This window comes from Mumia sp. ZJ1417 (assembly GCF_014127285.1).
Classification (GTDB): Bacteria; Actinomycetota; Actinomycetes; order Propionibacteriales; family Nocardioidaceae; genus Mumia.
Map to the genome: position 1 here is coordinate 1,980,780 of NZ_CP059901.1, position 22,513 is coordinate 2,003,292.

General features: G+C 71.7%; 23 protein-coding genes. 11 read left to right on the plus strand and 12 right to left on the minus strand.

The window, feature by feature from the left end; all coding sequences use genetic code 11:
* Positions 1 to 75 precede the first annotated feature (75 nt).
* Entirely contained in the window at positions 76 to 1,533 is a 1,458-nt protein-coding gene (locus H4N58_RS09570; RefSeq protein ID WP_167251090.1) for a 3' terminal RNA ribose 2'-O-methyltransferase Hen1, read from the plus strand.
* Positions 1,526 to 4,048 carry a polynucleotide kinase-phosphatase gene (locus H4N58_RS09575; protein ID WP_243845125.1) on the plus strand — a complete coding sequence of 841 codons (2,523 nt, stop codon included), beginning with the start codon at positions 1,526 to 1,528 and terminating at the stop codon, positions 4,046 to 4,048. Before H4N58_RS09570 ends, H4N58_RS09575 begins: the two co-directional genes overlap by 8 nt.
* Here the strand turns inward: H4N58_RS09575 and H4N58_RS09580 are convergent.
* The 4 genes from H4N58_RS09580 to H4N58_RS09595 are packed head-to-tail and all read right to left on the minus strand — an operon-like array spanning position 3,951 to position 7,755.
* On the minus strand, positions 3,951 to 4,823 hold the full coding sequence (locus tag H4N58_RS09580; protein WP_167251088.1) for an ABC transporter ATP-binding protein: 873 nt from the start codon (positions 4,821 to 4,823) through the stop codon (positions 3,951 to 3,953). The genes H4N58_RS09575 and H4N58_RS09580 overlap by 98 nt on opposite strands.
* Complete coding sequence (locus H4N58_RS09585) at positions 4,820 to 5,815, minus strand: ABC transporter substrate-binding protein (RefSeq protein ID WP_167251086.1); 996 nt, start codon at positions 5,813 to 5,815, stop codon at positions 4,820 to 4,822. The genes H4N58_RS09580 and H4N58_RS09585 overlap by 4 nt, the downstream gene beginning before the upstream one ends.
* A gap of 38 nt (positions 5,816 to 5,853) precedes the next feature.
* The gene (locus H4N58_RS09590; protein WP_167251084.1) at positions 5,854 to 6,954 is read right to left on the minus strand and encodes an iron ABC transporter permease; all 1,101 of its coding nucleotides are present in this window, start codon (positions 6,952 to 6,954) and stop codon (positions 5,854 to 5,856) included.
* A gap of 3 nt (positions 6,955 to 6,957) precedes the next feature.
* Entirely contained in the window at positions 6,958 to 7,755 is a 798-nt protein-coding gene (locus H4N58_RS09595) for a flavodoxin family protein (protein WP_167251082.1), read from the minus strand.
* A gap of 55 nt (positions 7,756 to 7,810) precedes the next feature.
* Between H4N58_RS09595 and H4N58_RS20405 the strand changes: the two genes are divergently transcribed.
* Entirely contained in the window at positions 7,811 to 8,020 is a 210-nt protein-coding gene (locus tag H4N58_RS20405; RefSeq protein WP_208322917.1) for a cation-transporting P-type ATPase, read from the plus strand.
* Positions 8,017 to 8,217, plus strand: a complete 201-nt coding sequence (locus tag H4N58_RS20410; RefSeq protein WP_208322316.1) for a hypothetical protein — start codon at positions 8,017 to 8,019, stop codon at positions 8,215 to 8,217. The genes H4N58_RS20405 and H4N58_RS20410 overlap by 4 nt, the downstream gene beginning before the upstream one ends.
* Positions 8,218 to 8,245: 28 nt before the next feature.
* Here H4N58_RS20410 and leuC read toward each other — a convergent pair whose 3' ends face one another.
* The 3 genes from leuC to H4N58_RS09615 are packed head-to-tail and all read right to left on the minus strand — an operon-like array spanning position 8,246 to position 11,460.
* Complete coding sequence (leuC, locus tag H4N58_RS09605; RefSeq protein ID WP_167251080.1) at positions 8,246 to 9,652, minus strand: 3-isopropylmalate dehydratase large subunit; 1,407 nt, start codon at positions 9,650 to 9,652, stop codon at positions 8,246 to 8,248.
* A gap of 18 nt (positions 9,653 to 9,670) precedes the next feature.
* Entirely contained in the window at positions 9,671 to 10,495 is an 825-nt protein-coding gene (locus tag H4N58_RS09610) for an alpha/beta fold hydrolase (protein WP_167251078.1), read from the minus strand.
* Entirely contained in the window at positions 10,492 to 11,460 is a 969-nt protein-coding gene (locus H4N58_RS09615; RefSeq protein ID WP_167251076.1) for a YafY family protein, read from the minus strand. Before H4N58_RS09615 ends, H4N58_RS09610 begins: the two co-directional genes overlap by 4 nt.
* 61 nt (positions 11,461 to 11,521) lie before the next feature.
* On the opposite strand from H4N58_RS09615, the gene H4N58_RS09620 reads away from it, so the two are divergent.
* Positions 11,522 to 12,721, plus strand: coding sequence for an epoxide hydrolase family protein (locus H4N58_RS09620; RefSeq protein WP_167251074.1), 1,200 nt, complete (start codon positions 11,522 to 11,524; stop codon positions 12,719 to 12,721).
* 9 nt (positions 12,722 to 12,730) lie between these two features.
* Here the strand turns inward: H4N58_RS09620 and H4N58_RS09625 are convergent, their stop codons facing one another.
* On the minus strand, positions 12,731 to 13,486 hold the full coding sequence (locus tag H4N58_RS09625) for a class I SAM-dependent methyltransferase (RefSeq protein WP_243845130.1): 756 nt from the start codon (positions 13,484 to 13,486) through the stop codon (positions 12,731 to 12,733).
* Between the two features lie 12 nt (positions 13,487 to 13,498).
* Positions 13,499 to 13,933 (minus strand): VOC family protein, encoded by a 435-nt coding sequence (locus H4N58_RS09630; RefSeq protein WP_167002516.1) that lies wholly within the window; start codon positions 13,931 to 13,933, stop codon positions 13,499 to 13,501.
* An 88-nt stretch (positions 13,934 to 14,021) separates the two neighbouring features.
* Here H4N58_RS09630 and H4N58_RS09635 point away from each other — a divergent pair, with 88 nt between their 5' ends.
* The 6 genes from H4N58_RS09635 (at position 14,022) to H4N58_RS09660 (ending at position 20,064) form a co-directional block, all read left to right on the plus strand.
* Complete coding sequence (locus H4N58_RS09635) at positions 14,022 to 14,966, plus strand: YafY family protein (protein WP_167251070.1); 945 nt, start codon at positions 14,022 to 14,024, stop codon at positions 14,964 to 14,966.
* 50 nt (positions 14,967 to 15,016) lie between these two features.
* Positions 15,017 to 15,895 (plus strand): DNA polymerase beta superfamily protein, encoded by an 879-nt coding sequence (locus H4N58_RS09640; protein ID WP_208322916.1) that lies wholly within the window; start codon positions 15,017 to 15,019, stop codon positions 15,893 to 15,895.
* 25 nt (positions 15,896 to 15,920) lie between these two features.
* On the plus strand, positions 15,921 to 16,247 hold the full coding sequence (locus H4N58_RS09645) for a DUF2834 domain-containing protein (RefSeq protein ID WP_167251068.1): 327 nt from the start codon (positions 15,921 to 15,923) through the stop codon (positions 16,245 to 16,247).
* Positions 16,248 to 16,256: 9 nt separating this feature from the next.
* On the plus strand, positions 16,257 to 17,396 hold the full coding sequence (locus H4N58_RS09650) for a peptidoglycan DD-metalloendopeptidase family protein (RefSeq protein WP_167251066.1): 1,140 nt from the start codon (positions 16,257 to 16,259) through the stop codon (positions 17,394 to 17,396).
* A gap of 10 nt (positions 17,397 to 17,406) precedes the next feature.
* On the plus strand, positions 17,407 to 18,561 hold the full coding sequence (locus H4N58_RS09655) for a MalY/PatB family protein (protein WP_167251064.1): 1,155 nt from the start codon (positions 17,407 to 17,409) through the stop codon (positions 18,559 to 18,561).
* A gap of 99 nt (positions 18,562 to 18,660) precedes the next feature.
* Positions 18,661 to 20,064: an HNH endonuclease gene (locus tag H4N58_RS09660; RefSeq protein ID WP_167251062.1), complete on the plus strand. Its 1,404-nt coding sequence runs from the start codon at positions 18,661 to 18,663 to the stop codon at positions 20,062 to 20,064.
* 9 nt (positions 20,065 to 20,073) lie between these two features.
* On the opposite strand, the gene H4N58_RS09665 is transcribed toward H4N58_RS09660, so the two are convergent.
* The 3 genes from H4N58_RS09665 to H4N58_RS09675 form a co-directional block, all read right to left on the minus strand.
* Positions 20,074 to 20,460: a DUF1304 domain-containing protein gene (locus H4N58_RS09665; RefSeq protein WP_167002527.1), complete on the minus strand. Its 387-nt coding sequence runs from the start codon at positions 20,458 to 20,460 to the stop codon at positions 20,074 to 20,076.
* 27 nt (positions 20,461 to 20,487) lie between these two features.
* Positions 20,488 to 21,534, minus strand: coding sequence for an NAD(P)-dependent alcohol dehydrogenase (locus H4N58_RS09670; protein WP_167251060.1), 1,047 nt, complete (start codon positions 21,532 to 21,534; stop codon positions 20,488 to 20,490).
* 205 nt (positions 21,535 to 21,739) lie between these two features.
* On the minus strand, positions 21,740 to 22,513 hold the full coding sequence (locus tag H4N58_RS09675; RefSeq protein ID WP_167251058.1) for a hypothetical protein: 774 nt from the start codon (positions 22,511 to 22,513) through the stop codon (positions 21,740 to 21,742).

The window sequence follows — 22,513 nt, forward strand, 5'->3', positions numbered from 1 at the left end:
CGCTACTGCGGCGTCAGCGTGATCAGTTCGTCGAAGTCTTGAAAACCGGTAGCGCCGGTACGCGAGACTGACCGCGTGCTCCTGACAGTCTCGACGACTCTCCAGCCGGCGACCGACCTCGGCTACCTCCTTCACAAGCACCCCGACCAGGTGCAGGAGTTCCGGCAGTCGTTCGGTGTCGCGACTGTGTTCTACCCAGAGGCGAGTGACGACCGGTGCACCGCTGCGCTCATGCTTGACGTCGACCCGGTGAGACTTGCTCGGTCCCGCGCGAAGGGGTCGCCGGACTTCAGCCTCGCGCAGTACGTCAACGACCGGTCGTACGCGGCCTCCTCCCTGCTCGGTGTGGCCATGGCCCATGTCTTCAGCACGGCGCGCAGCGGGCGCTGCCAGGCGCGCCAGGAGCTGGCCGACCGCGCGATCCCGCTCGAGATCGCGATCCCGGTGCTTCCGTGTCGAGGCGGTCCCACGATCGCCGACCGCCTCTTCGCGCCGCTGGGATGGACGGTCGAGGCGGAGGCGATCCCGCTCGACGAGCGCTTCCCGGAGTGGGGTGACTCGCGGTATGTGCGGCTCCGCCTGACCGGCGACGTCCGGCTCGCGGACGCCCTCAACCAGCTGCACGTGCTCCTGCCGGTCCTCGACGAGTCCAAGCACTACTGGCAGGGGCCGGACGAGGTCGACAAGCTCCTGCGCTCGGGTGAGGGCTGGCTCGCGACGCACCCGGACCAGGAACTCATCACCCGCCGCTACCTGGGACGACGAGGTGCCCTGACCCGGGTGGCCCTCGCCCGGCTGGCCGAGCTCGGCGACGACGTCGAGGACGCGGTCTCGCCCGCGGAGGACGAGGAGGCGCTGCAGCCGGAGGCCGCGCGGATCCCGCTCAACGCCCAGCGCCACGACGCGGTCCATCAGGCGCTTCTCGAGCTGGGGGCCAGGTCGGTCGTCGATCTCGGCTGCGGGCCTGGTCAGCTCGTGGAGCGCCTGGTCGCGACTCCGTCGTTCACCCGGATCACCGGCACCGACGTCTCGGTGAGGACGCTTCAGCACGCCGCGCGCCGGCTGCACCTCGAGCGGATGAGCGAGCGTCAGGCGGAGCGCGTCACGCTCTTCCAGAGCGCCCTGACGTACGAGGATCCGCGGCTCGCCGGCTATGACGCGGCTGTCCTCATGGAGGTCGTCGAGCACGTCGATCCGTCGCGGCTCGAGGCGCTCGAACGCGCCGTCTTCGGTGCGGCGAAGCCCGGAGCGGTCGTCGTGACCACCCCGAACCGCGAGTTCAACGTCCGGTACGAGGGACTCAGCGGCATGCGCCATCGCGATCACCGATTCGAGTGGGATCGGGCGGAGTTCACCGCGTGGTCGGATCGCGTCGCCGCGACCTACGGCTATGTCGTGGAGCGGCGCGGCATCGGCGAGCACGACGACGTCCTCGGCGCTCCGACCCAGATGGCCGTCTTTGTGAGGGGCACTGCCGATGACCAGTACAGCGTTGACCAGCACCGCGTGAACCAGCGAGGAACCCGTGACTGAGCAGACCGGCACGACGCAGATCATGGTCCCCGCGAAAGGGCTGGTGGTGCTCATCGGGATCTCCGGCAGCGGCAAGTCCACCTTCGCCCGTACGCACCTCAAACCCACGGAGGTCCTGTCCAGCGACTTCTGCCGCGGCCTGGTGGCCGACGACGAGAACGACCAGTCCGCGACGCCGGACGCCTTTGACGTCCTGCACTACGTCGTCGCGACGCGCCTGCGCCGCGGCCTGCTGACCGTGGTCGACGCCACCAACGTGCAGAAGGCGGCGCGGGCGGCGCTCGTCGCGCTCGCCAAGAGTCACGACGTGCTGGTCGACGCCGTGGTGCTCGACGTGCCCGAGTCGCTCGCGGCCGAGCGCAACGCCCTCCGCGACGACCGCGACTTCGGGCGCCACGTCGTCGCTCGGCAGCAGCGCGACCTTCAGCGTTCGCTGGGTCGTCTCTCCAAGGAAGGCTTCCGCCGCGTGCACGTGCTGCGCGGGACGTACCAGGTCGCGTCGGCGGAGATCGTGCGCGAGCGTGCGTGGAACGACCGGACGGATCTCCGCGGGCCGTTCGACGTCATCGGCGACGTCCACGGGTGCGCCTCGGAGCTGCGGACGCTGCTGACCGATCTCGGGTGGTTGCTGCGTGACGAGGACGGCCACGCGGTCGGCGCCTCGCACCCCGAGGGCCGTACGGCGGTGTTCGTCGGCGACCTCGTCGACCGCGGGCCGGACACCCCCGGCGTGCTGCGCCTCGTCATGGGCATGGTGGCCGACGGAGTCGCGCTGTGCGTCAGCGGCAATCACGAGGCCAAGCTCGTGCGTGCCCTGCGAGGCTCTAAGGTCACCGTCTCTCACGGCCTCGCCGAGTCGTTGGCCCAGCTCGAGGGGGAGAGCGACGACTTCCGGAAGGCCGCGCTCGGTTTCATGGACGGACTCCTCAGCCACTACGTCCTCGACGACGGGAGGCTCGTGGTCGCTCACGCGGGCCTCAAGGAGGCGTACCACGGTCGGACGTCCGGGCGGGTGCGCGCGTTCGCGCTGTACGGCGACACGACGGGCGAGACCGACGAGTACGGGCTGCCGGTCCGCTATCCGTGGGCGCAGGAGTACCGCGGTCGGGCGACGGTCGTGTACGGGCACACACCGGTCCCGCGGGCGGAGTGGGTCAACAACACGATCTGTCTCGACACGGGCGTCGTCTTCGGCGGGGCGCTGACGGCCCTGCGCTATCCCGAGCGCGAGATCGTGTCGGTCCCCGCTGAGGAGGAGTGGTACGCCCCTGCCAGGCCGCTGGGACCGGCCCCCGTCGACCGCGAGCCGCTCGCCCTGTCGATCAACGACGTCACGGGAACGCGCTGGCTGGAGACGAGGCACGCAGGGAAGGTCAAGATCCCCGAGGAGAACGCCGCCGCCGCGCTCGAGGTCATGAGCCGGTTCGCCGTCGACCCTCGGTGGCTCGTCTATCTGCCGCCCACGATGTCGCCTGGCTCGACCTCGAGGCGGGACGGTTTTCTGGAGCACCCCGAGCAGGCGTTCGAGGAGTACGCCGGCTGGGGGGTCGAGCGCGTCGTGTGCGAGGAGAAGCACATGGGCTCGCGCGCGATCGCCGTCCTGGCAAAGGATCCCGAGACTGCCGAGCGGCGGTTCGGCATCGGCGACGGCTCCACCGGCGCGGTGTACACCCGGACCGGCCGGCCGTTCTTCGCCGACACCGGCGCGCTCGTCGATCGGCTGCGCGAGGCGGCGGCACCGCTGTTCGCGTGGCTCGGGACCGACTGGGTCGCTCTCGACGGAGAGCTCCTGCCGTGGTCGGCGAAGGCGCACGACCTCATCACGTCGCAGTACGCCTCCGTCGGGGCAGCTGCGCGTCATGCCCTGCCCGAGGTCCTCGCCGTCCTGGAGCAGGCGGCCGCGCGTGGTCGCGACGTCGAGCGGTTGGCCGAGCGTGCGCGCCGCCGGCTCGTCAATGCCGAGGCCTTCAGCGACGCCTACGCGGCGTACGTCCGACCGACCGACGGGCTCGAGGGCCTCACGTACGCGCCCTTCCAGATCCTCGCGTCCGAGGGGCGGGCGCTCGCGCTGACGGAGCCGCACCCGTGGCACCTGGAGCAGCTCGGTCGCCTGGACGACGCTCTGATCGCGCCGACGCGGCACCGGTTTGTGGATCTCGCCTCCGAGCAGGAGCGTGCGGCGGCGGTCGACTGGTGGCGAGCGCTCACAGACGCCGGGGGAGAAGGCATGGTCGTCAAGCCCGCGCACCTCGTCGAGGGGCGGCGGGTGCAGCCGGGGCTGAAGGTCCGGGGTCGCGAGTACCTGCGGATCATCTACGGACCTGACTACACCGATGCCCTCGACACGCTGCGTGAGCGCCACCTCGGCAAGAAGCGCCAGCTCGCCCTGCGCGAGCACGGGCTCGGCCTCGACGCGCTCACCGGGTTCGTCGACCGAGATCCGCTGTGGCGGGTGCACCAGGCCGTCTTCGCGGTGCTGGCGCTGGAGTCGGAGCCGGTCGACCCTCGCCTGTGACGGTCGCCCGACGAGGGCGGAAGGCGAGCTGGAACCCGTCGTCGAGGGGGACCCGGCGCACGTCGACCTCGTACACCGGCTCGAGCGTCGCCGGCGTGAGGACCTCGCTCGGGGCGCCGTGCGCGACGACCTGCCCCGTCTGGAGCAGGAGCACCTGATCGCAGTACGCGGCGGCGAGGTTGAGGTCGTGCAGTACGACGACGACGGTGTGGTGGCCGCTGACCGCGAGGTCGCGCACGAGGTCGAGCACCTCGTGCTGGTAGCGCACGTCGAGATGGTTGGTCGGCTCGTCGAGCAGCAGATGGGTCGACTCCTGGGCGAGGGCCCGCGCGATGAGCACGCGTTGCCGCTCCCCGCCGGACAGGCCGTCGAACGGCTGCCCGGCCAGGTGCAGCGCCCCCACCCGCTCGAGCGCGGCGGCGGCCACCGCGTCGTCCGCGTCGGTTGCTCGCCCGAACGTCGACCGGTGCGGTGTACGTCCGAGGAGGACCATGTCCGACACGAGCAGCGGGAGGTCTCCCGGCGGTTCCTGCACGACGACCGAGACCCTTCGTGCGATCTCCCGCGCGGACAGGCGTCGCAGGTCGTCGTCGTCGATCAGCACCGAGCCTGTACGAGGCACCAGCGCGCGGTGGAGGGTCCGCAGCAGCGTGGTCTTGCCGCTGCCGTTCGGGCCGAGCAGTCCCAGGACCTGGCCGTGAGGTGCGGCCAGGTCGATCCCGGACAGGATCGTGCGCGACCCGTACGAGAAGGCGATGCCGGAGGCGCGGATCATTGGCCGAAGCGCTCCACGATCGACTCCAGGCCATCGATCGAGAGAGGGCTGGGCGGCTCGGTGAAGTTGAAGAGCTGCACCAGGATCTCGTCGCGTGCGACCGCCGTGATCTTGTCGGCACCGTTGAGCGACGTGACGGCCTCCTTCACCGCTGCGGCGTCACCGTCGGAGTGGAGCAGGATCAGCACGTCGGGATTGCGTCCGACGAGCTCCTCGACGGACACCTCGAACAGGCGCTCGTCGACGTTGCCGAAGACGTTCGTCAGCCCGGCGGCCTCGAGCTGGGGCTGAGCCATCGAGCGCGTGCCGTACGCGTAGGTCGCGCCGCCGCCGACGGTCGGGTAGAGCACCGCCGCCGTACGCGCCTTGCCGTCGGAGGCCGCAGCGATGTCGGAGGTGATCGCGTCGACGCGGTCGGTCACCGCGGCCGCAGCCTTCTCGCCGAGGTCGGGGACGCCGAAGACCTGCGCGTACGTCGTCATGCGCGAGGCGATGTCGTCGAAGCCCGGGTCCGCGAGTCCTTCGGGGCACAGGCCCGGCTCCTCCAGCTGTGCGATGCCCAGCGCGTCGAGCGTCTCGTGGCCCAGCGTGTCGGTCTCGCCGAGCACCAGGTCGGGCTTCTGCGCGAGGACCGTCTCCTTGGAGATCTGCACGTGACCCGAGGAGTCGAGCTCGTCGGTGAGCAGCGGGATGGCGTCGAGCTCGTCCTGGGTCTCCCGGTCGTAGTACGCCTCGGGGTAGGCGCCGGCGCGCGCGACGACGCGGTCGAGCACACCGAGCTCGTGGAGGTACGACACGGCTGAGCCCTTGAGCAGGACGACCCGCTCGGGCGGCGCGTCGAAGGTGACCTCTGTCCCGCAACTGGTGACGGTGACGGGAAATCCGGGCGACGCTGCGGCGGCCTCGTCGCTGGAGGCGGCACCACCGCAGGCGGCGAGGGGCAGGGACAGCAGCGCGGCGGCCGCGGCGAGGTGGAGGGGCCGGGGGCTCATGGTGCTCCTTCGGGACGAGGGGATCGGAGGGTGGGAGATCAGGACGACGGGTGGAGGCGCCGGATGAGGAAGAGGAGGAACGGGGCGCCGACGAGGGCGGCGATGATCCCGACCGGCAGCTCGCGCGGCTGCAGGAGCATCCTGGCCAGCAGGTCCGCCCACAGCAGGAAGATCGCGCCGAGCAGAGCTGACGCGGGGATCGCCCACGCGTGCGCGGCGCCGACGAGACGGCGGGCGAGGTGCGGGACGACCAGTCCGACGAACCCGATGCCCCCGGACGCCGCGACGATCACGCCGACGCACAGCGCGACGACGACGAGCAGCTGCGTACGGAAGCGGGTGGGGGCGATGCCGAGCGCGAGCGCCGTCTCGTCGCCGACCGCGAGCGCGTCGAGGCGGCCTGACCACAAGGACAGGACGACCACCGTCAGGAGCACGACGACGACCAGGGCGGCCAACGGTCCGCCCCACTGGGCCAGCGCCAGGGAGCCGAGCAGCCAGAACATCACCGAACGGGCGCCCTCGGCGGAGCCTGAGGCAAAGACGAGGAAGCTCGTCACGGCCGACAGGGCGTAGCCGACGGCGACGCCGGTCAGGAGCAGGCGTACGGACGTGATCCGTCCGGCGGCGCGGGCGACGACGAAGACCAGCACCGACGCCGCGAGTGCACCGAGGAAGGCGCTGCCGGCAAGCGCGTGCTCGCCGAGGCCCAGCGTGATGCCGAACAGGATCGTGACCGCCGCGCCGCTGGAGGCGCCGGAGTTGATGCCCAGCAGGTACGGGTCGGCGAGCATGTTGCGGACCATCGCCTGCAGGGCGGCACCGCACACGGCGAGCCCGGCGCCGACGCCGATGCCGAGCAGCACGCGGGGGAGCCGTACCTCCCACACGATCGCGTCGGCGGCCGCGTCCACGCTGTCGCCGGACCAGCCGAACAGGTGTCCGGTGAGGATCCGGACGACGTCCCCCGGCGCGACCGTCACCGGCCCGATCGCCACGCCGACCACGGCGCTCAGGACGAGGAGGCCCGCGAGAGTACCGAGGATCGCGGTGTTGCGGCGTTGACGGCGCCGCCGACCCAGGGGATCGGGCGCGGTGGGGGTGGGCGCCGCCGTGACGGCGGGAATCGTCAGAGTCATCGCTCAGCCCCGGTACGGCTTGGCCGACCCGTTGGCGATGCCCTTGCGGATGCGGCCTTCCACGAACCCCGCGACGGTGTTGGCGACGCGCGGCACCTTGGCGTCGGTGAACCAGTCGGCGTCGAACCAGCCGCGCTCGTCCCAGTACGCGGCGTCGACCGGACCGTCGTCGCGGCCGGACTCGACGAGCAGGCGGGCGACGCGGAAGCCGATCAGGTCGGAGGTCGTCGGAGTGGGCTCGCCTCCGTCGCGGACGGCCTGCACGGCGGTGCTCGCGATCTCGTCGAGCGCACGGTCGACCTTGGCGCGGTACGGGGCCTTCTCGAGGCCGGGCCCGTTGACGCCGAGCTCGGCGACCGTGTGGAAGCCCCATCGCCGGATCGCTGTCTTGAGATAGCCGAGCGCGGCGTCGTGCCCGGCGCCTGCGGCGGTCGAGACCAGCACGGCCGGCGTCCCGAAGTAGCGCGGGCGGTGGATCAGGTAGGCGAAGTGGTCCACGAACCGCTTCATCGTCGCCGACAGTGTGAAGCTGTGGACAGGGGTCGCGAAGATCACGAGGTCGGCGGCGTCCATCACCGCGCGGGCGGGTGCCGCGTTGTCGCTGTTGGGGCACGCTTGCTCGCCGGCGGTCATGCAGGCCAGGCACGCGGGGCAGCTCGGCCCCAGCGTGAGCTCGTCGGTACGGACGAGGTCGAGTTCCACGTCGGTGCGCTGGCGCATCCGCGTGAGCAGATCGTCGACGACCGCCCCTGTCGTGCCCTTCTCGCCGTGCCCCGTGCCCAGCACCACGCCTACCTTCATGCATGTTCCTCTCGCAGAACATCTCTCATATCTGAACAGATGATAAGCCAATACGATGTCGTGGGAACAGGATTTCACCGACATCGGATGCATCCCGCCCGCAGCGCCCGAGAAACAGACGCCTCCGTACGTCCTCAGCGCCGACAAGGTCGTCGACGCCGCGGGGTCGGACGCCACGACCGGGTTGTCCGTGGTGGAGGCGGAGCTGAGGCTCGCCTCGTACGGACCGAACGAGATCGCCGCCGAGAAGCCGTCGTCGTCGTGAGCGTGCTCATCGGCGAGCTCTCGACGAGGGTGGTCGTCGCGCTGCTCATCGTGCTCAACCTCTCGCTCGGCACGCGCCAGGAGATGACGGCGCGGGCGGGCGTTGACGCGCTCGCGAAGATCGCGGTCCCGCAGGCGCGGGTCGTGGCGCTGCCCGTGGAGGCTCCGGAGCGGGCTCAGCAGGCGGGCCAACCGTGACGAGAGACCGTACGGGCAGTCCGTACGGTCAGGCGGGCGGGAGATCCGCGGGTGCGGCGAGCCGACCGACGACCGCCGTCGCGGCGGCCACCAGTGGCGAGACCAGATGGGTGCGGCCGCCCTTGCCCTGGCGTCCCTCGAAGTTGCGGTTCGACGTCGAGGCACTGCGCTCGCCCGGACTCAGACGGTCGGCGTTGAGGCCCTGGCACATCGAGCAGCCCGCGCCACGCCACTCGCCGCCGGCGTCGATGAACACGCGGTCGAGCCCCTCGGCCTCGGCCTCGAGCCGGATGCGGGCGGAGCCGGGGACGACGAGCAGTCGGGTGCCTTCGGCGACGCGGCGGCCGTCGAGCACGGCGGCCGCGGCGCGCAGGTCCTCGAGGCGTCCGTTGGTGCACGAGCCGACGAAGACGGTGTCGATGGCGATGTCGCGTAGGGGAGTGCCCGCGGTCAGACCCATGTAGTCGAGCGCACGAGACGCCGACGCGCGCGCATCGGCGTCCTCGAAGTCGCTCGGCGACGGCACCACCGATCCGAGGGGTACGCCGTGGGCGGGGTTGGTGCCCCAGGTGACGAAGGGGGTCAGCGCGGTGGCGTCGACGGTGATCTCACGATCGAAGGTGGCGTCGCGGTCGGTCGCCAGGCTCCGCCAGTACGCGAGGGCGGTGTCCCACGGTGCTCCGGTCGGCGCCTCCGGTCGCCCGTGCAGATAGGCGAACGTGGTCTCGTCAGGCGCGATCATCCCGGCCTTCGCGCCCCATTCGACGGACATGTTGCACAGCGTCATGCGGGCTTCCATCGAGAGCGCCTCGACGACGGGTCCGCGGTACTCGACGACGTAGCCCTGCCCGCCGCCGGTGCCCGTACGAGCGATCAGGCTCAGCGCGAGATCCTTGGCGGTGACGCCGGGTGGCAGCGCGCCGGTCACGGTCACGGCCATCGTGCGAGGGCGAGCCTGCGGGATCGTCTGCGTAGCGAGTACGTGCTCGACCTCGCTGGTGCCGATACCGAAAGCCAGGGCTCCGAACGCGCCGTGCGTCGACGTGTGGGAGTCGCCGCAGACGACCGTCATGCCCGGTTGAGTGAGGCCGAGCTGTGGCCCGACCACGTGCACGATGCCCTGCTCGATGTCACCCATCGGGTGCAGCCGCACGCCGAAGTCGGCGCAGTTGCGGCGCAGCGTCTCGACCTGCGTCCGCGACAGGAGGTCGGCGATCGGCTTGTCGAGGTCGTGGGTCGGGACGTTGTGGTCCTCGGTGGCCAGGGTGAGGTCGGGACGTCGTACGGGGCGCCCGGCGAGACGAAGCCCCTCGAACGCCTGCGGCGACGTCACCTCGTGGAGGAGGTGGAGGTCGACGTAGAGCAGATCCGGCTCGCCGTCTCCGGTTCGGACGACGTGCTCGTCCCAGAGCTTCTCGCTCAGCGTCTTCGCCACGACGCGATGATATCGGATCTATGATTCCCGGCGGGCGCTCAGCCAGCGCTGCAGCGCGGTGGCGAGGACGACCGGGGCGTCGAGCGGGATCAGATGACCCGCGCCCGGCACGGTCGTCAGCGTGCTCCCAGGGATGGCCGCGTGGAGCCGGTGCGCGCGGTCGACGGGGATCCAGGTGTCGTCCGTGCCCCACACCACGTGCGTCGGCGTGGTCACCGTCCCCAGCAGGCCCTCGAAGTCCGCGGTGTACCGCTCGTCGGCCTGCGCGATCTGACGGTAGAACGCCGCCTGCCCCTCGTCGCCGAGCCACGGGTCGACGAGCATCGCGAGCGCCTCCCCGGAAAGCCCCCGGTAGCTGGCGGTCTCGACGTACGCTTCGACGGCCCCACGGTGGATCTGCGGTGGCAGCTGCGTGAAGACGTCGGCGTGCTCCTTGACGAGCCGGAAGAACGCCGACCCCCACGGGCGCAGCGCGACGACGTCGACAAGGCACAGCGACGCGTACGGCACGCCGTGCAGGAGGTGCGCCCTCAGGGCCACCGCACCGCCGTAGTCGTGCGCGACCATGTGAGGCCGCTCGACACCCCAGTGGGCGAGGAGCGCGACGAAGGCCTCGCCCTGCACACCCAGGTCGACATCGTGGTCGGGGTTCTTGGACGACCTCCCGTATCCGGGCATGTCCCACACGTAGACGGTGAAGTCCTCGGCCAGAGCCTCGGCGTAGGGCCGCCACAGGGCCGACGACCACGGTGTCCCGTGGCAGAGCACGAGTGCCGGTCCCTGCCCGCGCCTGCTCCACGCGATCTGCCGCCCTCGCCACCCGAACCAGCTGTCTTCGCTCATGCCTCCACGGTGCCAGCCGCGTCGGCGGCGCGGGCGTACCGGGCGGCGACTCGGCGCAGCGCGGGTGCGAGGTCGGCGGGCCCGTCGACGGTGAAGTCGGCGTCGAGGAGTCCGAGCCACAGCGCGAGCTGGTCCGAGGAGTCGGAGCCCACGTGGGCGATGCACGTCGTCGCGTCGACCTCCTCGACGACCACCGCGGGTGGCACGCGCGCGATGATGCGCGCGGCCGGGGCGCGGACGTGCGCGCGGGCCCGGACCTGCCAGGTCGCCGTGCCGACCGCGCGCTCGACGAACCCGATGAGGTCGCCCTCGGGCTCGTCGCGGGGGACGAAGCGCGGACCGTTCGGTGTCCGCAGGCGCATGCGGTCCACGCGGAACGTTCGCCAGGCCGCGTGGTCGACGTCCCATGCCGCGAGATACCAGCGGCCACGGGTGTGGACCAGCCTGTGCGGCTCGGCCGTACGGAGGGTCGAGGCGTCGTTGTCCGCCTCGTACGAGAACCGCACGCCCTCACGGCAGCGGACGGCGTCGGCGATGGCGGTGAGGCGGTCGACCGGCACGTCCGAGGACTCCGCCGGCAGGGCGACCGTTGCGGCCACGAGGTCCTCGAGCCGGTGGCGCAGCGGTGCGGGCAGGGTCTGCTCGAGCTTGACCAGCGCGCGCAGCGCCGTCCCCTCGAACCCCACGACGCCGCTGGCGGCCGTACGCAACCCGATCGCGACCGCCAGTGCCTCTTCCTCGTCGAGGAGCAGCGGAGGGAGCGCCGCACCCGGCCCGAGGTGGTAGCCGCCCGCGACACCCGGCGCCGCCTCCACCGAATAGCCGAGGCTGCGCAGCCGGCCGACGTCGCTCCTGACCGTGCGAGTGCTCACGCCGAGCCGCTCGGCCAGCGCAGGCCCCGTCCAGTCACGCTGCGACTGCAGCAGCGACAGGAGACGAAGGAGGCGTGCAGACGTCGAGAGCACCCGTCCATCCTGCCCTTGAACGCGGAATCAAGTCGTCCGCATGCACTTCTACGGTCGCGGGATGGACGAGAACGCAGCAATCCGGCCGTACCGGATCGACATCCCCCAGAGCGACGTCGACGACCTGCACGACAGGCTCCGTCGGACGCGATGGCCCGAGTTCTCGGCGGGCTCGGACTGGAGTCGGGGCGTACCTCCCGACTACCTCAGAGGGCTGGCGGACTACTGGCTGAACGACTTCGACTGGCGAGACCAGGAGGCCCGCCTGAACGAGATCCCGCAGTACGTGACGACCATCGACGGGCAGGACGTCCACTTCTTCCACGTACGTTCGCCCGAGCCCGGGGCGATGCCGCTGGTCGTGACGCACGGCTGGCCGAGCTCGTCCGTCGAGTTCGTGCGAGTCCTCGCGCCGCTCGCAGACCCGAAGGCGTCGGGTGGAGACTCTGCCGACGCCTTCGACGTCGTTGTGCCGACGCTGCCGGGGTACGGTCTGTCCACGCCGCTGCACGTGGGGTGGGGCAACCTCTTCCAGGTCGCGCAGGCGTGGTCCGAGCTCACGCGCAGGCTCGGCTACGCACGGTACGGGCTCCAGGCGACCGACGCCGGAGCAGGTGTCGCGGGGATGCTCGCCATGATCGCTCCCGACCAGGTCGTCGGCATGCACCTGACCGGTACGGCTGCGGGGACGCCGTTCGGCCCGTCGCTCGACCCGGACGACTTCGAAGGGGAGGACCGCGACCGCATCGTGCGGTTCAACGAGTACCGCGAGGAGGGACTCGGCTATTTCCACCTCCAGGCGACGCGGCCGCAGACGATCGCGTACGCGCTGACCGACTCGCCGGTCGGGCAGCTGGCCTGGATCGTCGAGAAGTTCCACGAGTGGACCGATCCCGCGGCCGAGCTCCCCGACGAGGCGGTGGACTGCGACCAGCTCCTCACGAACGTCTCGCTGAACTGGTTCCGGCAGGCCGGTGCCACCTCGGCGCACGCCGGCTACGAGGGCATCGCGGCGTGGCGGCAGATGATGGCGGCGCAGGGCGACGGATCGGGGCACGGGTCCGAGGGATGGGAGGCGCCTGCGGGGCCGCCGACCGGCTACGCCGTGTTCGCCGCGGACACCACCGTACGTGCGCTGGCCGACCCGGGCGGGCAGATGGCGCACTGGTCGAACTTCGAGCGCGGCGGCCACTTCCCGGCGATGGAGGTGCCCGAGCTGTGGGTGTCCGACGTGCGCGAGTTCTTCAGGCCCTTGCGCTGAGGCGAAGGCTCAGGACCGCGCCCGTACGGCCCACGCGGTCGCGGGCACGTCGAACGGAGGCGTGGGGAGGACGGCGCGGCAGCGTTCGCGGAGCTCGGCAACGCCGTCGGGCGCGAGATCGGCGACGTACGCGCCTGCGGGGCCGACGCCGAGCGTGAACGGCTCCCACCACTCGTCGAAGGTCGCGAACGGCACCGTGACGGTCAGCGCCGACGGCTCGGGGTCGGCGAACCCGGCTTCGGCGAAGAGCTCCGACAGGTGACCCTCGCGGCTGCCCGCCAGCCCAGACTCGTCCGGCGCGTCGGGATCGAGGTCGTGGACGGTGCTCCAGAACGTCGAGAGCGGGCCGGTGCCGCCCTCGTGGTCCCACACGCACGCGGCCACCTGGGCGCCCGGAGCAGCGACCCGCCGCATCTCGCGCAGTCCGGCGACCGGGTCGGCCATGAAGTGGACGACGAGCTGGGCCAGGACCGCGTCGAAGCGACCGTCGGGGAAGGGCAGGTCCTCTGCCGAGGCCCGGTGGAGGTCGACCTGCGGAAGGCGTGCGTGGACGGCCTTGACGAACGGTGCCGACGGGTCGACCGCGGCGACCGCGTCCTCGCCGACGACCGCGGCGAGTCGTGCGGTGAGCGCTCCGATGCCGCATCCGACGTCGAGCACGCGCTGTCCTGCCTGGACGTCGCCCAGGAGGACGAACCGGTCCGCGAGCGGCTCGGAGAACCGCCCCATGAAGCGCTGGTACGACTGCGCGGCGACGTCGAACATCACCTTCGCAATCTAGGCGCGTGACCCCGTCGCCGTCATCTTGTTGAGCATCTCGAGGTAGTGCGGGTTGGTCATGATCCCGAGGATGTTGCCGAACGGGTCGATGACCGAGGCGGTGACGAATCCCTCGCCGTCGCCCTGCGCGGTGACCGGGAGGTGTTCGGTCGCGCCGTGGGCGAGGAGACGGTCGAGCGTGCCCTGCAGGTCGTCGACGTGCCAGTACACGATGGCGCCACCGGGCTGCTCGGTCTGCCCGGGCGGGGCGTACCGGGCGTCGATGAGGCCGAGCTCGTGCTGATGGTCGCCGAGCCGGAACTCGACGTAGCCGGGTGCCTCGGCGTTCGGGAAGGCGTAGTACGGCGCGACGCCGAGCACCTCGGCGTACCAGTCGCGTGCGGCAGGGAGGTCGGTGGCGAAGAAGCTGACGGTGGCGAGTCCGCGAAGCATGGTGGTGCCTTTCTGTCGTGGTCGATAGATCCATCCTCTGCGTTGAAGTGCTCACCAATTGAGCACTTTTCCTGGGAGAGTGTGAGACATGCGTGCGGACCGTCTCGTCGCCACCGTCCTTCTCATGCAGTCGCGTGGTCGGGTCACGGCCGCGGAGGTCGCCACGGAGCTCGAGGTGTCGGTGGCGACTGCTCGGCGCGATCTCGAGGCGCTGGCCGCCGCAGGCGTCCCTGTGTATCCGCAGCCCGGACGTGGCGGCGGATGGTCGCTCGTCGGCGGAGCCCGTACGGACCTCACGGGGCTGACCGCCCCGGAGGCACGCGCGTTGTTCCTCCTCGCCGGCCCGGCCGCGTCGGGTGCGCCCGAGCTGCGGTCGGCGCTGCGCAAGCTGGTCCGGGCGCTTCCGCAGACGTTCAGGGCGGACGCCGAAGCCGCCGCGGAGGCGGTCCACGTCGACGCGACCCCGTGGGGAGGCACCGACCGGCAGCGCCCGCCGCTGGTGGACCGCCTGCAGGACGCGGTCGTACGGCGCCGCCGGGTCCGCCTCTCGTACGAGGGCAGGGCCGGCGCGACTGAGCGGCTCGTCGACCCGTGGGGGCTCGTCGACAAGGACGACCGCTGGTACCTGATCGCCGGGACGGAGCGGGGGAGGAGGACGTTCCGCGTCGACCGCGTCGCGTCCGCCGAGGTCACCGACGAACCCTCGGCGCGCCCCGACGGCCTGGCACTGGAGGAGGCGTGGGACGAGGTGGTCGCGACGATGGAGGCGCGACGCTCGCCCGTCGCCGCGGTCGTGCTCACCGAGGCGCGCTTCGTGCCGATCCTGCGCGACCACTTCGGTCAGCACTGCGAGCCGGGAGAGCCGCGACCCGACGGGCTCGTCCGGGTGCGCGTGGCCGCCCATACGGCGGTCTCGGTGGCCGAGCAGCTTTCAGGGTGGGGCGCGCGGGTCGAGGTCGTCGAGGGCGACGCCGTACGTGCTGAGCTCGCGCGGATCGGCGCGGAGCTGGTCGCGCAGTACGCGGACGCCTGACGCCTGAGAAACCGGATGCTTCGACACGGCGGGGCGGCTACGGTCCCTGCGTGAGCAGCGCAACCGTGGTCGCCGGTGACCGGACGCTTCCCCCGGCGTACGCCCATCCGCACGCCTCCGAGGAGGCGCGACGGATCGCCGAGGACGGACTGATCCTCAGGACCCAGGTCGGGTCGGGCGTCCACGGCACTGCGATCAGCGGTCAGGACGATCGCGACGAGATGGGCATCTGCCTCGAGCCGCAGTCGTTCGTGACCGGGCTGGCGCGCGTGCCGAGCGGCCTCGACGCGCGTGCGAGGCTGCGGTTCGAGCAGTACGAGCGGCACACCGTGTGGGACCAGCCCGGCGGGCTCGCCAACAGGTCCGACGCGGGGGACCTCGACGTGATCGTGTACGCGGCACGCAAGTGGTGCCGCCTCGCGGTCTCGGGGAACCCGACGGTCCTCCTGGTGCTCTTCGTCCCCGACGAGGAGGTCGTCTTCCGCGACGAGGCGGGCGCCGAGCTCGTCGCGAACGCGCACCGGTTCGTCTCCAGGCTGGCTGCTGGCCGCATCCTCGGATACCTCCGTGCACAGCGGGCAGCGATGACCGGCGGCGTCGGCACGCACACCAACCGGCCCGAGCTGGCGGCGCGTCACGGCTACTACACGAAGGTCGCGATGCACGCGCTCCGCCTCGGGCTTCAGGGCGTCGAGCTGATGACGGAGGGACGCCTCACCCTGCCTGTGCCGGACGAGGACGGCGCGTACCTCCGCGCGGTGCGACGGGGTGAGGTGGCGCAGGCGGACGTGCTCGACCGGATCGACCGCGCGGAGGCGCGGCTCGTCGCCCTCTCGACCCGGACGACGGTCCCTGCCGAGCCCGACCGCCGCTGGGTCGACGAGTGGCTCCACCGTAGCCATGTCGCGTACTGGGACCGCACGCGCTGAACAGGTGGTGGACGAGACTGGCGCCATGAGGCTCTTCTACGCGTCTGCCGCCGTCGTCGGCACGATCGTCCCGTGGGTGTTCTTCGGTGCCTTCTTCGCCGAGGAGGGGGTGGACCTCCCGCTCTTCGCTCAGTCCCTGTTCACGAATGGCGCGGCGGGCGGTTTCGCGGTGGACGTGCTGATCTCGCTGGTGGTCTTCTGGGTGTGGTCGTGGCGGGACGCGCGCGAGCTAGCCGTTGGACGATGGTGGCTCGTCCTGCCGGCGAGCTGCCTCGTCGGGCTGTCCCTGGCGCTGCCGCTCTACCTCTTCCTGCGGGAGCCGCATCGCGCCCGCGAGCCGCGACCGGCGTAGGTTGCCCAGATGCGACGTACGTCCGTACCGCTCCTCGTGACCCTGCTGCTCTTCCTCGCGGGGTGCGCGGGTCCGACCGTCGAGCCTGCCGCCCAGCGCACGCCCTCGGCGGCGACGACGACGGCGCCATCGTCGGACGCCCCGGTCACCACGGTGCCGGCGGACGCGACCGCCGACCTCCTCGTCCTGCCGGCGACCGGGACGTCGACAGCGCGCACCTGTGCCCCCGAGGACATGTCGCTCGCCCTGACCCCGATCGAGCCGGCCCTCGGCCACCGCTTCACCCGCGTCGCCCTCCGCAACGACTCGGATTCGACGTGCGTCGTCCGCGGCTTCCCCGGGATCGGCGGTCGTGGGGAGAGCGGTGCGCCGCTGGACATCACTGCGGCGCAGCGGCAGCGCACCGGCGAGGACACGCGCGTGCACCGGGTGACCCTCGGACCCGCAGGGGAGGCGTACGCGAACCTCGAGTGGACGGGGGACCTCGCCGGCGCTGAGACCGAGCGCCTCACCGTTCTTGTGCTCCAGCTCGCCCGCGGGCAGGAGCCGGTCGCCGCGACCACGACGGAGTCGCTGGACATCGGCAACGGCACGACGGTCCGCATCGGGCCGTGGGAGGCGGGCCCGGCGGTTCGCGCAGCACCTGCGTGCAAGGTCGGCCCACGGCCGACGCCGTCGGGGGTCAAGCGGTTCTGGACGAAAGACAAGCGCTGCTCCACGTCGCCGTGGTTCGCCGGCGCCCACCGCACGATGATCCCGTACGGCTGCACCCGCGCGCCGTGGTATCCCGCCTCGTCGCGCTGCGCGGGCGGGCGCGGCTTCCACCACGGGCTGGACCTCGACATGCCCAAGGGGACGCGCGTGTACGCCGGGGTGTCGGGTCGCGTCGTCACCCGCGGGCTCGGTTCGGCGTACGGGAACCGTGCCGTCATCCTCCGCTCGCGAGGCAGGGACATCCTCCTCGGGCACCTGCGGTCGCGGGCGGTGAAGCACGGAGAGCGCGTGCGCAAGGGCGACCTGATCGGGCGAAGCGGTGCTCGCGGCGCGCCCGACGGGCCGCACCTGCACCTCGAGGTGCGGCCGGCGCGCGGGTCGTACCGGGACGCCGTGAACCCGCGCCGTGTCGCCCGCCTGACCGCGGCTCGGTAAGGATGGAGGGGTGAGCACTCCGAACCCGTTCGAGCAGCTGACCCTGGCCGACCTCCGTACGCGCACGAGCGTGAAGTGGCGGCTGTACCCGCCTGACGTGCTGCCGTCGTTCGTCGCCGAGATGGACGTCGACCTTGCCGAGCCGGTGGTCCGCGCCGTCACCGACGCCGTTCGCCGAGGCGACACGGGGTACGCGTTCGGGGACGGGTACGCCGAGGCGCTGGCGGCGTTCGCCTCCAAGCGGTGGGGTTGGGACGGCGTGGCGGTCGAGCGGACGCTGCTCGTCGCCGACGTCATGACCGGGCTGAGCGAGACCGTACGCCTCGTCACCGAGTCGGGGGCGGCGGTCGTGGTGAGCCCACCGGTGTACCCGCCGTTCTTCGACTTCATGGCGAAGGCCGACCGCGAGGTCGTCGAGGCCCCGCTCGGGGCCGACGGACGCCTCGACCTCGATGTGCTGGGGGAGGCGTTCGCGCGGGCGAGCGCGGGCGGGCGGGCGGCGGCGTACCTGCTGTGCAACCCGCAGAACCCCACCGGCATCGCCCACACGCGTACGGAGCTGGCCGGCGTCGCGGCCCTGGCCCGCGAGCACGGGGTACGGGTGGTGGCCGACGAGATCCACGCGCCGATCGTGCTCGACGGCGCGAGCTTCACCCCGTACCTCTCGGTCGACGGCGCCGACGACGCGTTCACGGTGATGTCGGCGTCGAAGGCGTGGAACCTCGCGGGCGCGAAGGCGGCGGTGCTGCTCGCGGGCCCGGAGGCCGCGTCTGACCTGGCGCGGATGCCCGAGGTGGTCGGCCACGGTGCGAGCCAGCTCGGCGTCGTCGCGCACACCGCGGCGCTGCGAGACGGGGGCGAGTGGCTCGACGCGGCGCTGCGTGGCCTGGTCGAGAATCGCAACCACCTCGCGAGCGAGCTCGAGGAGCGAGTGCCCGGGGTGCAGTGGAACCGTCCGGACGCCACCTACCTCGCGTGGCTCGACTGCCGTGCGCTCGGCCTGGGTGACGACCCCGCCGCGGTGATGCTGGAGCGGGCGAGGGTGGCCCTCGGGTCGGGGCTCCCGTACGGCGCGGGTGGCGAGGGGTACGTCCGGATCACGACGGCGACGTCGCGCGCGATCCTGACCGAGATCGTCGAGCGGATGGCTGCCGCGATCGGCTGAACGGGCATCCGTGCACGAGGCCCCTGTGGACATCGCGCCCCGTCCACAGTCGTCGCACGTCCCCTTCTTGGCGTCGGTGATCGCCGTCAGGATGGACACATGTTCGATGCAGGGACCTACAGTGCCTGGGCGCAGGCGTTCGAGGCAGTGAGTGCGCAGCCGACGGCCCTCGCCGACGGCGCACAGACCCGCGCCGCCCTGCGTCAGGTCCAGGCGATGGCCGATCGCATGGAGGGGCTGCGTGCGGCTTTGCTCGCGCAGCTCGACGACTCGGGTGGCTACGCCGACGAGGGCGCTTCGTCGGCGGTGGCGTGGGCGCGTCGGGAGCTTCGGCTGAGCAACCGCGTCGCTGCCACGCTGCGCGCCGCGGGGCACACCATGCGTCGCCTCCCTGCCGTGGGTGACGCGATGCTGGCCGGCGAGGTGCGTCTCGAACACGTCGCGCAGTTCACGAGCGGTCTGCGCAAGATCGACCACGCACTCTTCGCTGACGCGACCGATACCGTCCTGCTGCCCCTGGCCAAGCAGGCCGACCCGTCCGAGCTCGGGCGGGCGATCACCCGGCTTGACGAGATCGTCCATCCGGAGCGGCTCGACGCGGCGTGGCAGCGAGGCATGGATAGGCATGACCTGCAGGTCGCCCGTGCCGGCGACGGGTTCCATGTGACCGGGTTCGTCGACCTCGATCTCGGTGCGCGGCTGAAGGCGCTGCTCACGGGAGCATCCGCGCCCCGGATCGACGCCTGTGCGGCGGACGGCGACGCGGGCGCTGCTGGTGAAGACGCCGCGCTCGCCGACCTCCGGACACCGGCGCAGCGACGCATCGACGTGCTGAGCGACCTCGTCGATGCCGCGCTGGCGCAGGGGCTCCCCGGTGCTCACCGTGCGCGTCCGCAGGTCCACGTGACCGTTGACGCCACATGGCTGTCAGGTCAGCCGGGAGCCGCGCCGCCGGAGCTGGACGGGGTCGGTGCGATCGGGCCCGACCTGTACGGCTTCCTTGCGTGCGGCTCCGACCACACGGCGATCCTGACCCACGGGACGACCGGCGGGCCGACGCCCTACGCCGCAGTGCTCAACGTGGGGCGCAGGCGCCGACTCGCGACGGGCAAGCAGCGTGATGCCGTGCGGGTGCGCCAGGAGGGCCGCTGCGCCGGTCCGGGCTGTCGCCACACCTCGCTCGACCTGCACCACGTCGCCTGGTGGCATCGCGACGGCGGCCGCACCGATCTCGACAACCTTGTCGGCCTCTGCCGGCGCTGCCACGTGGCCGTGCACACCGGGAGGTTGGAGATCCGCCCCGACGGACACGGGGGCTACACGTTCTGGCGGACACTCGGACGCTCGGACACGTGGGTCGAGGACCATGAGCGGGTCCATCGGCAGCGGCTCCGCGACTATGTGCGTGGTCTGGCTGTGCAGCCGGCTCGGACGCCCAAGCGCGCCCCGGTGGGCCCCCTCGAGCACCACCGGAACCGCCACACCATGACACCGCTGACGTGAGCGTCGACGTCAGCCGACGGTGGCAACGGCAAGAGAGACGACGGCGAGGAGCGGGATCGTTCCCTGTGCGACGCCAGCGCGCAGCCGCTGCGGCGAGCGCGCGACCAGCACCACGGCTGCCGCGACCATCGAGCCGCACCCAGCAAAGACGAGCGCACGCCCGGCCGACGTCTGGTCGGTGCCGAGGAGCGCCAGCCCCGCGAGGGTGGTCACCGCGAGGAAGAGGTTGTAGAACCCCTGGTTGTACGCCATCTCCCGTGTCGCGGCGGCCTCGTCGGCGCTCATCTGGAACGTACGGCGGGTGCTCGGGTGCTCCCACCGCACGGACTCCATCACGAAGATCCAGATGTGGAGCGCCGCGGCCAGGGCGGCGAAGACGACGGCGAGGACGGTCATCCCTGCATGATCCGCCCTCGGCGCGCGTCAGGCCGGGATCGTGGCCGTGTCGATGACGAACCGATAGCGCACGTCGGAGGCCACGACCCGGTCGTACGCCTTGTCGACGTCGTCGGCGGTGATGGTCTCGATCTCGGCGCCGATCCCGTGCTTGGCGCAGAAGTCGAGCATCTCCTGCGTCTCGCGGATGCCGCCGATGTTGGAGCCGGTCAGGCTGCGACGGCCTCCGATGAGGGAGAAGGCGGCGAACTGCTGCTTGTTCTCCGGCGCGCCGACGAACACCATCGTGCCGTCGAGCGCGAGCGTACGGAGGTAGGCGTCGACCGGGAGGTCGGCCGAGACCGTGTTGATGATGAGGTCGAACGACCCGCGCAGGCGGCGCAGCGTGTCGCGATCGCCGGTCTCGTAGTGGTCGGCACCGAACCGCAGGCCGTCCTCCTTCTTCGACAGCGTGTGGCTGAGCACGGTGACCTCGGCGCCGAGCGCGTGCGCGATCTTGACGGCGAGGTGTCCTAGCCCGCCCATGCCGACGACGGCGACCTTGACGCCCGGGCCGGCACCCCAGTGCTTGAGCGGCGAGTACGTCGTGATGCCGGCGCACAGCAGGGGAGCGGCGACGTCGAGCGAGATGCCCTCGGGGATGCCGAGCACGTAGTTCTCGTCGACCACGATCTGCGTCGAGTAGCCGCCGTACGTGGGGGAGCCGTCGGCGTACCGGCCGTTGTACGTCGCCACGTTGCCGCGCTCACAGAACTGCTCCTCGCCCGCGACGCAGTTCGTGCACTCGCGGCAGGAGTCGATGAAGCAGCCGACGCCGACACGGTCTCCGACGGTGTGCTTGGTGACGCCATCGCCGACCGCGCGCACGACCCCCGCGATCTCGTGGCCGGGCACCATCGGGAAGATCGACGCGCCCCACTCCTCGCGCGCCTGGTGGATGTCGGAGTGGCAGATGCCCGCATACGCGATGTCGAGGAGCACGTCGTGCTCACCGAGCTCACGCCGCTCGACCGTCGTGCGCGCGAACGCGGCACCAGCGGACGGGGTGGCCAGGGCGGGGACATTGATACTCATCGACACTCCTCGGGTGGTTGCTTCGCAGTCTGGCATCCGACCGCGCTCGGCGGCGGCGCGCGGCGGGCGGTGAGCCACGGTTGCAGGAGGTGAGCGAACCCAGTCGGCGTGGCTCACCTGTGGTGTCGGTGGCTCACCAGGACGGCAGGTCGGGGGGGGGGGCACCTCTTTGGCCCTCGTGTGCTGGCCAAGGCGCAGTACGTCACTACTCGACCAACGGGTGGGGCCAGGGGTCGGTGAGCGCGGTCTCGAGGGCGGCGTCGTCGAGGCCGGCACGGCGCAGCGCCGCGACCTCCGCGTCGTTGACGCCGAGCGGCAGGTCGCCGTTGCCGAGATCGGTGCCATAGAGGACCCGGCCGCCCGCGGCCTGGAAGCGCCGCAGGTTGTCGAGCGCGACAGCCTCCGCAGTCTGGTCGCCCGCGTGGATCGCGAGCGTCGAGATCCAGCACTGACCACCCCGTACGGCAGCGTCCACGAGCGCGTCGTCGACCCGCTCGGTCCACGGCGTATGTGCGAGGGCGTCGACACCGGTGGCGAGTGCACGCGCCGTCATCCCGACGCCCTCCACATGAGCGACGACCGGCAGCTCGTACGCGTGTGCCGCCGCGACGACCGCGGACAGCGTCCCCTCATCGAGCACGGGCCCGGCGTCGGCGTGCAGCGTCACCTTGACGACGGTCGCCCCGTACGACACCTGCTCGGCCACGGCGACGCCGGCATCACCGGGGGAGCGGACCTCGTAGACGCCGCCCTCGGGGCACCACGGCCGGTCGCTCGGGTAGCCGCCCGGCGCGGTGAGGAACGCCCCCGCGTACGTGGCCCGCAGCCCGCCTGCCGCGGCCAACGACGTCGCGAGCCCGGCCACCACCGACGGGTTCGCACCCAGGTCGACCACTCCGCCCAGGTCGCTGCGTGTCAGTGCCGCGACGTCGACGAGCTGGAGGTGGACGTGGTGGTCGACGACCCGCGGCACGCTCAC

Coding starts and splice junctions, on each gene's coding strand:
- H4N58_RS09580 (WP_167251088.1), bottom strand. CDS start 4,823: ATGATCCGCGCCTCCGGCATCGCCTTCTCGTACGGGTCGCGCACGATC.
- H4N58_RS09585 (WP_167251086.1), bottom strand. CDS start 5,815: ATGAGCCCCCGGCCCCTCCACCTCGCCGCGGCCGCCGCGCTGCTGTCC.
- H4N58_RS09590 (WP_167251084.1), bottom strand. CDS start 6,954: ATGACTCTGACGATTCCCGCCGTCACGGCGGCGCCCACCCCCACCGCG.
- H4N58_RS09595 (WP_167251082.1), bottom strand. CDS start 7,755: ATGAAGGTAGGCGTGGTGCTGGGCACGGGGCACGGCGAGAAGGGCACG.
- H4N58_RS20405 (WP_208322917.1), top strand. CDS start 7,811: ATGTCGTGGGAACAGGATTTCACCGACATCGGATGCATCCCGCCCGCA.
- H4N58_RS09610 (WP_167251078.1), bottom strand. CDS start 10,495: ATGAGCGAAGACAGCTGGTTCGGGTGGCGAGGGCGGCAGATCGCGTGG.
- H4N58_RS09620 (WP_167251074.1), top strand. CDS start 11,522: ATGGACGAGAACGCAGCAATCCGGCCGTACCGGATCGACATCCCCCAG.
- H4N58_RS09625 (WP_243845130.1), bottom strand. CDS start 13,486: ATGTTCGACGTCGCCGCGCAGTCGTACCAGCGCTTCATGGGGCGGTTC.
- H4N58_RS09630 (WP_167002516.1), bottom strand. CDS start 13,933: ATGCTTCGCGGACTCGCCACCGTCAGCTTCTTCGCCACCGACCTCCCT.
- H4N58_RS09635 (WP_167251070.1), top strand. CDS start 14,022: ATGCGTGCGGACCGTCTCGTCGCCACCGTCCTTCTCATGCAGTCGCGT.
- H4N58_RS09645 (WP_167251068.1), top strand. CDS start 15,921: ATGAGGCTCTTCTACGCGTCTGCCGCCGTCGTCGGCACGATCGTCCCG.
- H4N58_RS09650 (WP_167251066.1), top strand. CDS start 16,257: ATGCGACGTACGTCCGTACCGCTCCTCGTGACCCTGCTGCTCTTCCTC.
- H4N58_RS09660 (WP_167251062.1), top strand. CDS start 18,661: ATGTTCGATGCAGGGACCTACAGTGCCTGGGCGCAGGCGTTCGAGGCA.
- H4N58_RS09665 (WP_167002527.1), bottom strand. CDS start 20,460: ATGACCGTCCTCGCCGTCGTCTTCGCCGCCCTGGCCGCGGCGCTCCAC.
- H4N58_RS09670 (WP_167251060.1), bottom strand. CDS start 21,534: ATGAGTATCAATGTCCCCGCCCTGGCCACCCCGTCCGCTGGTGCCGCG.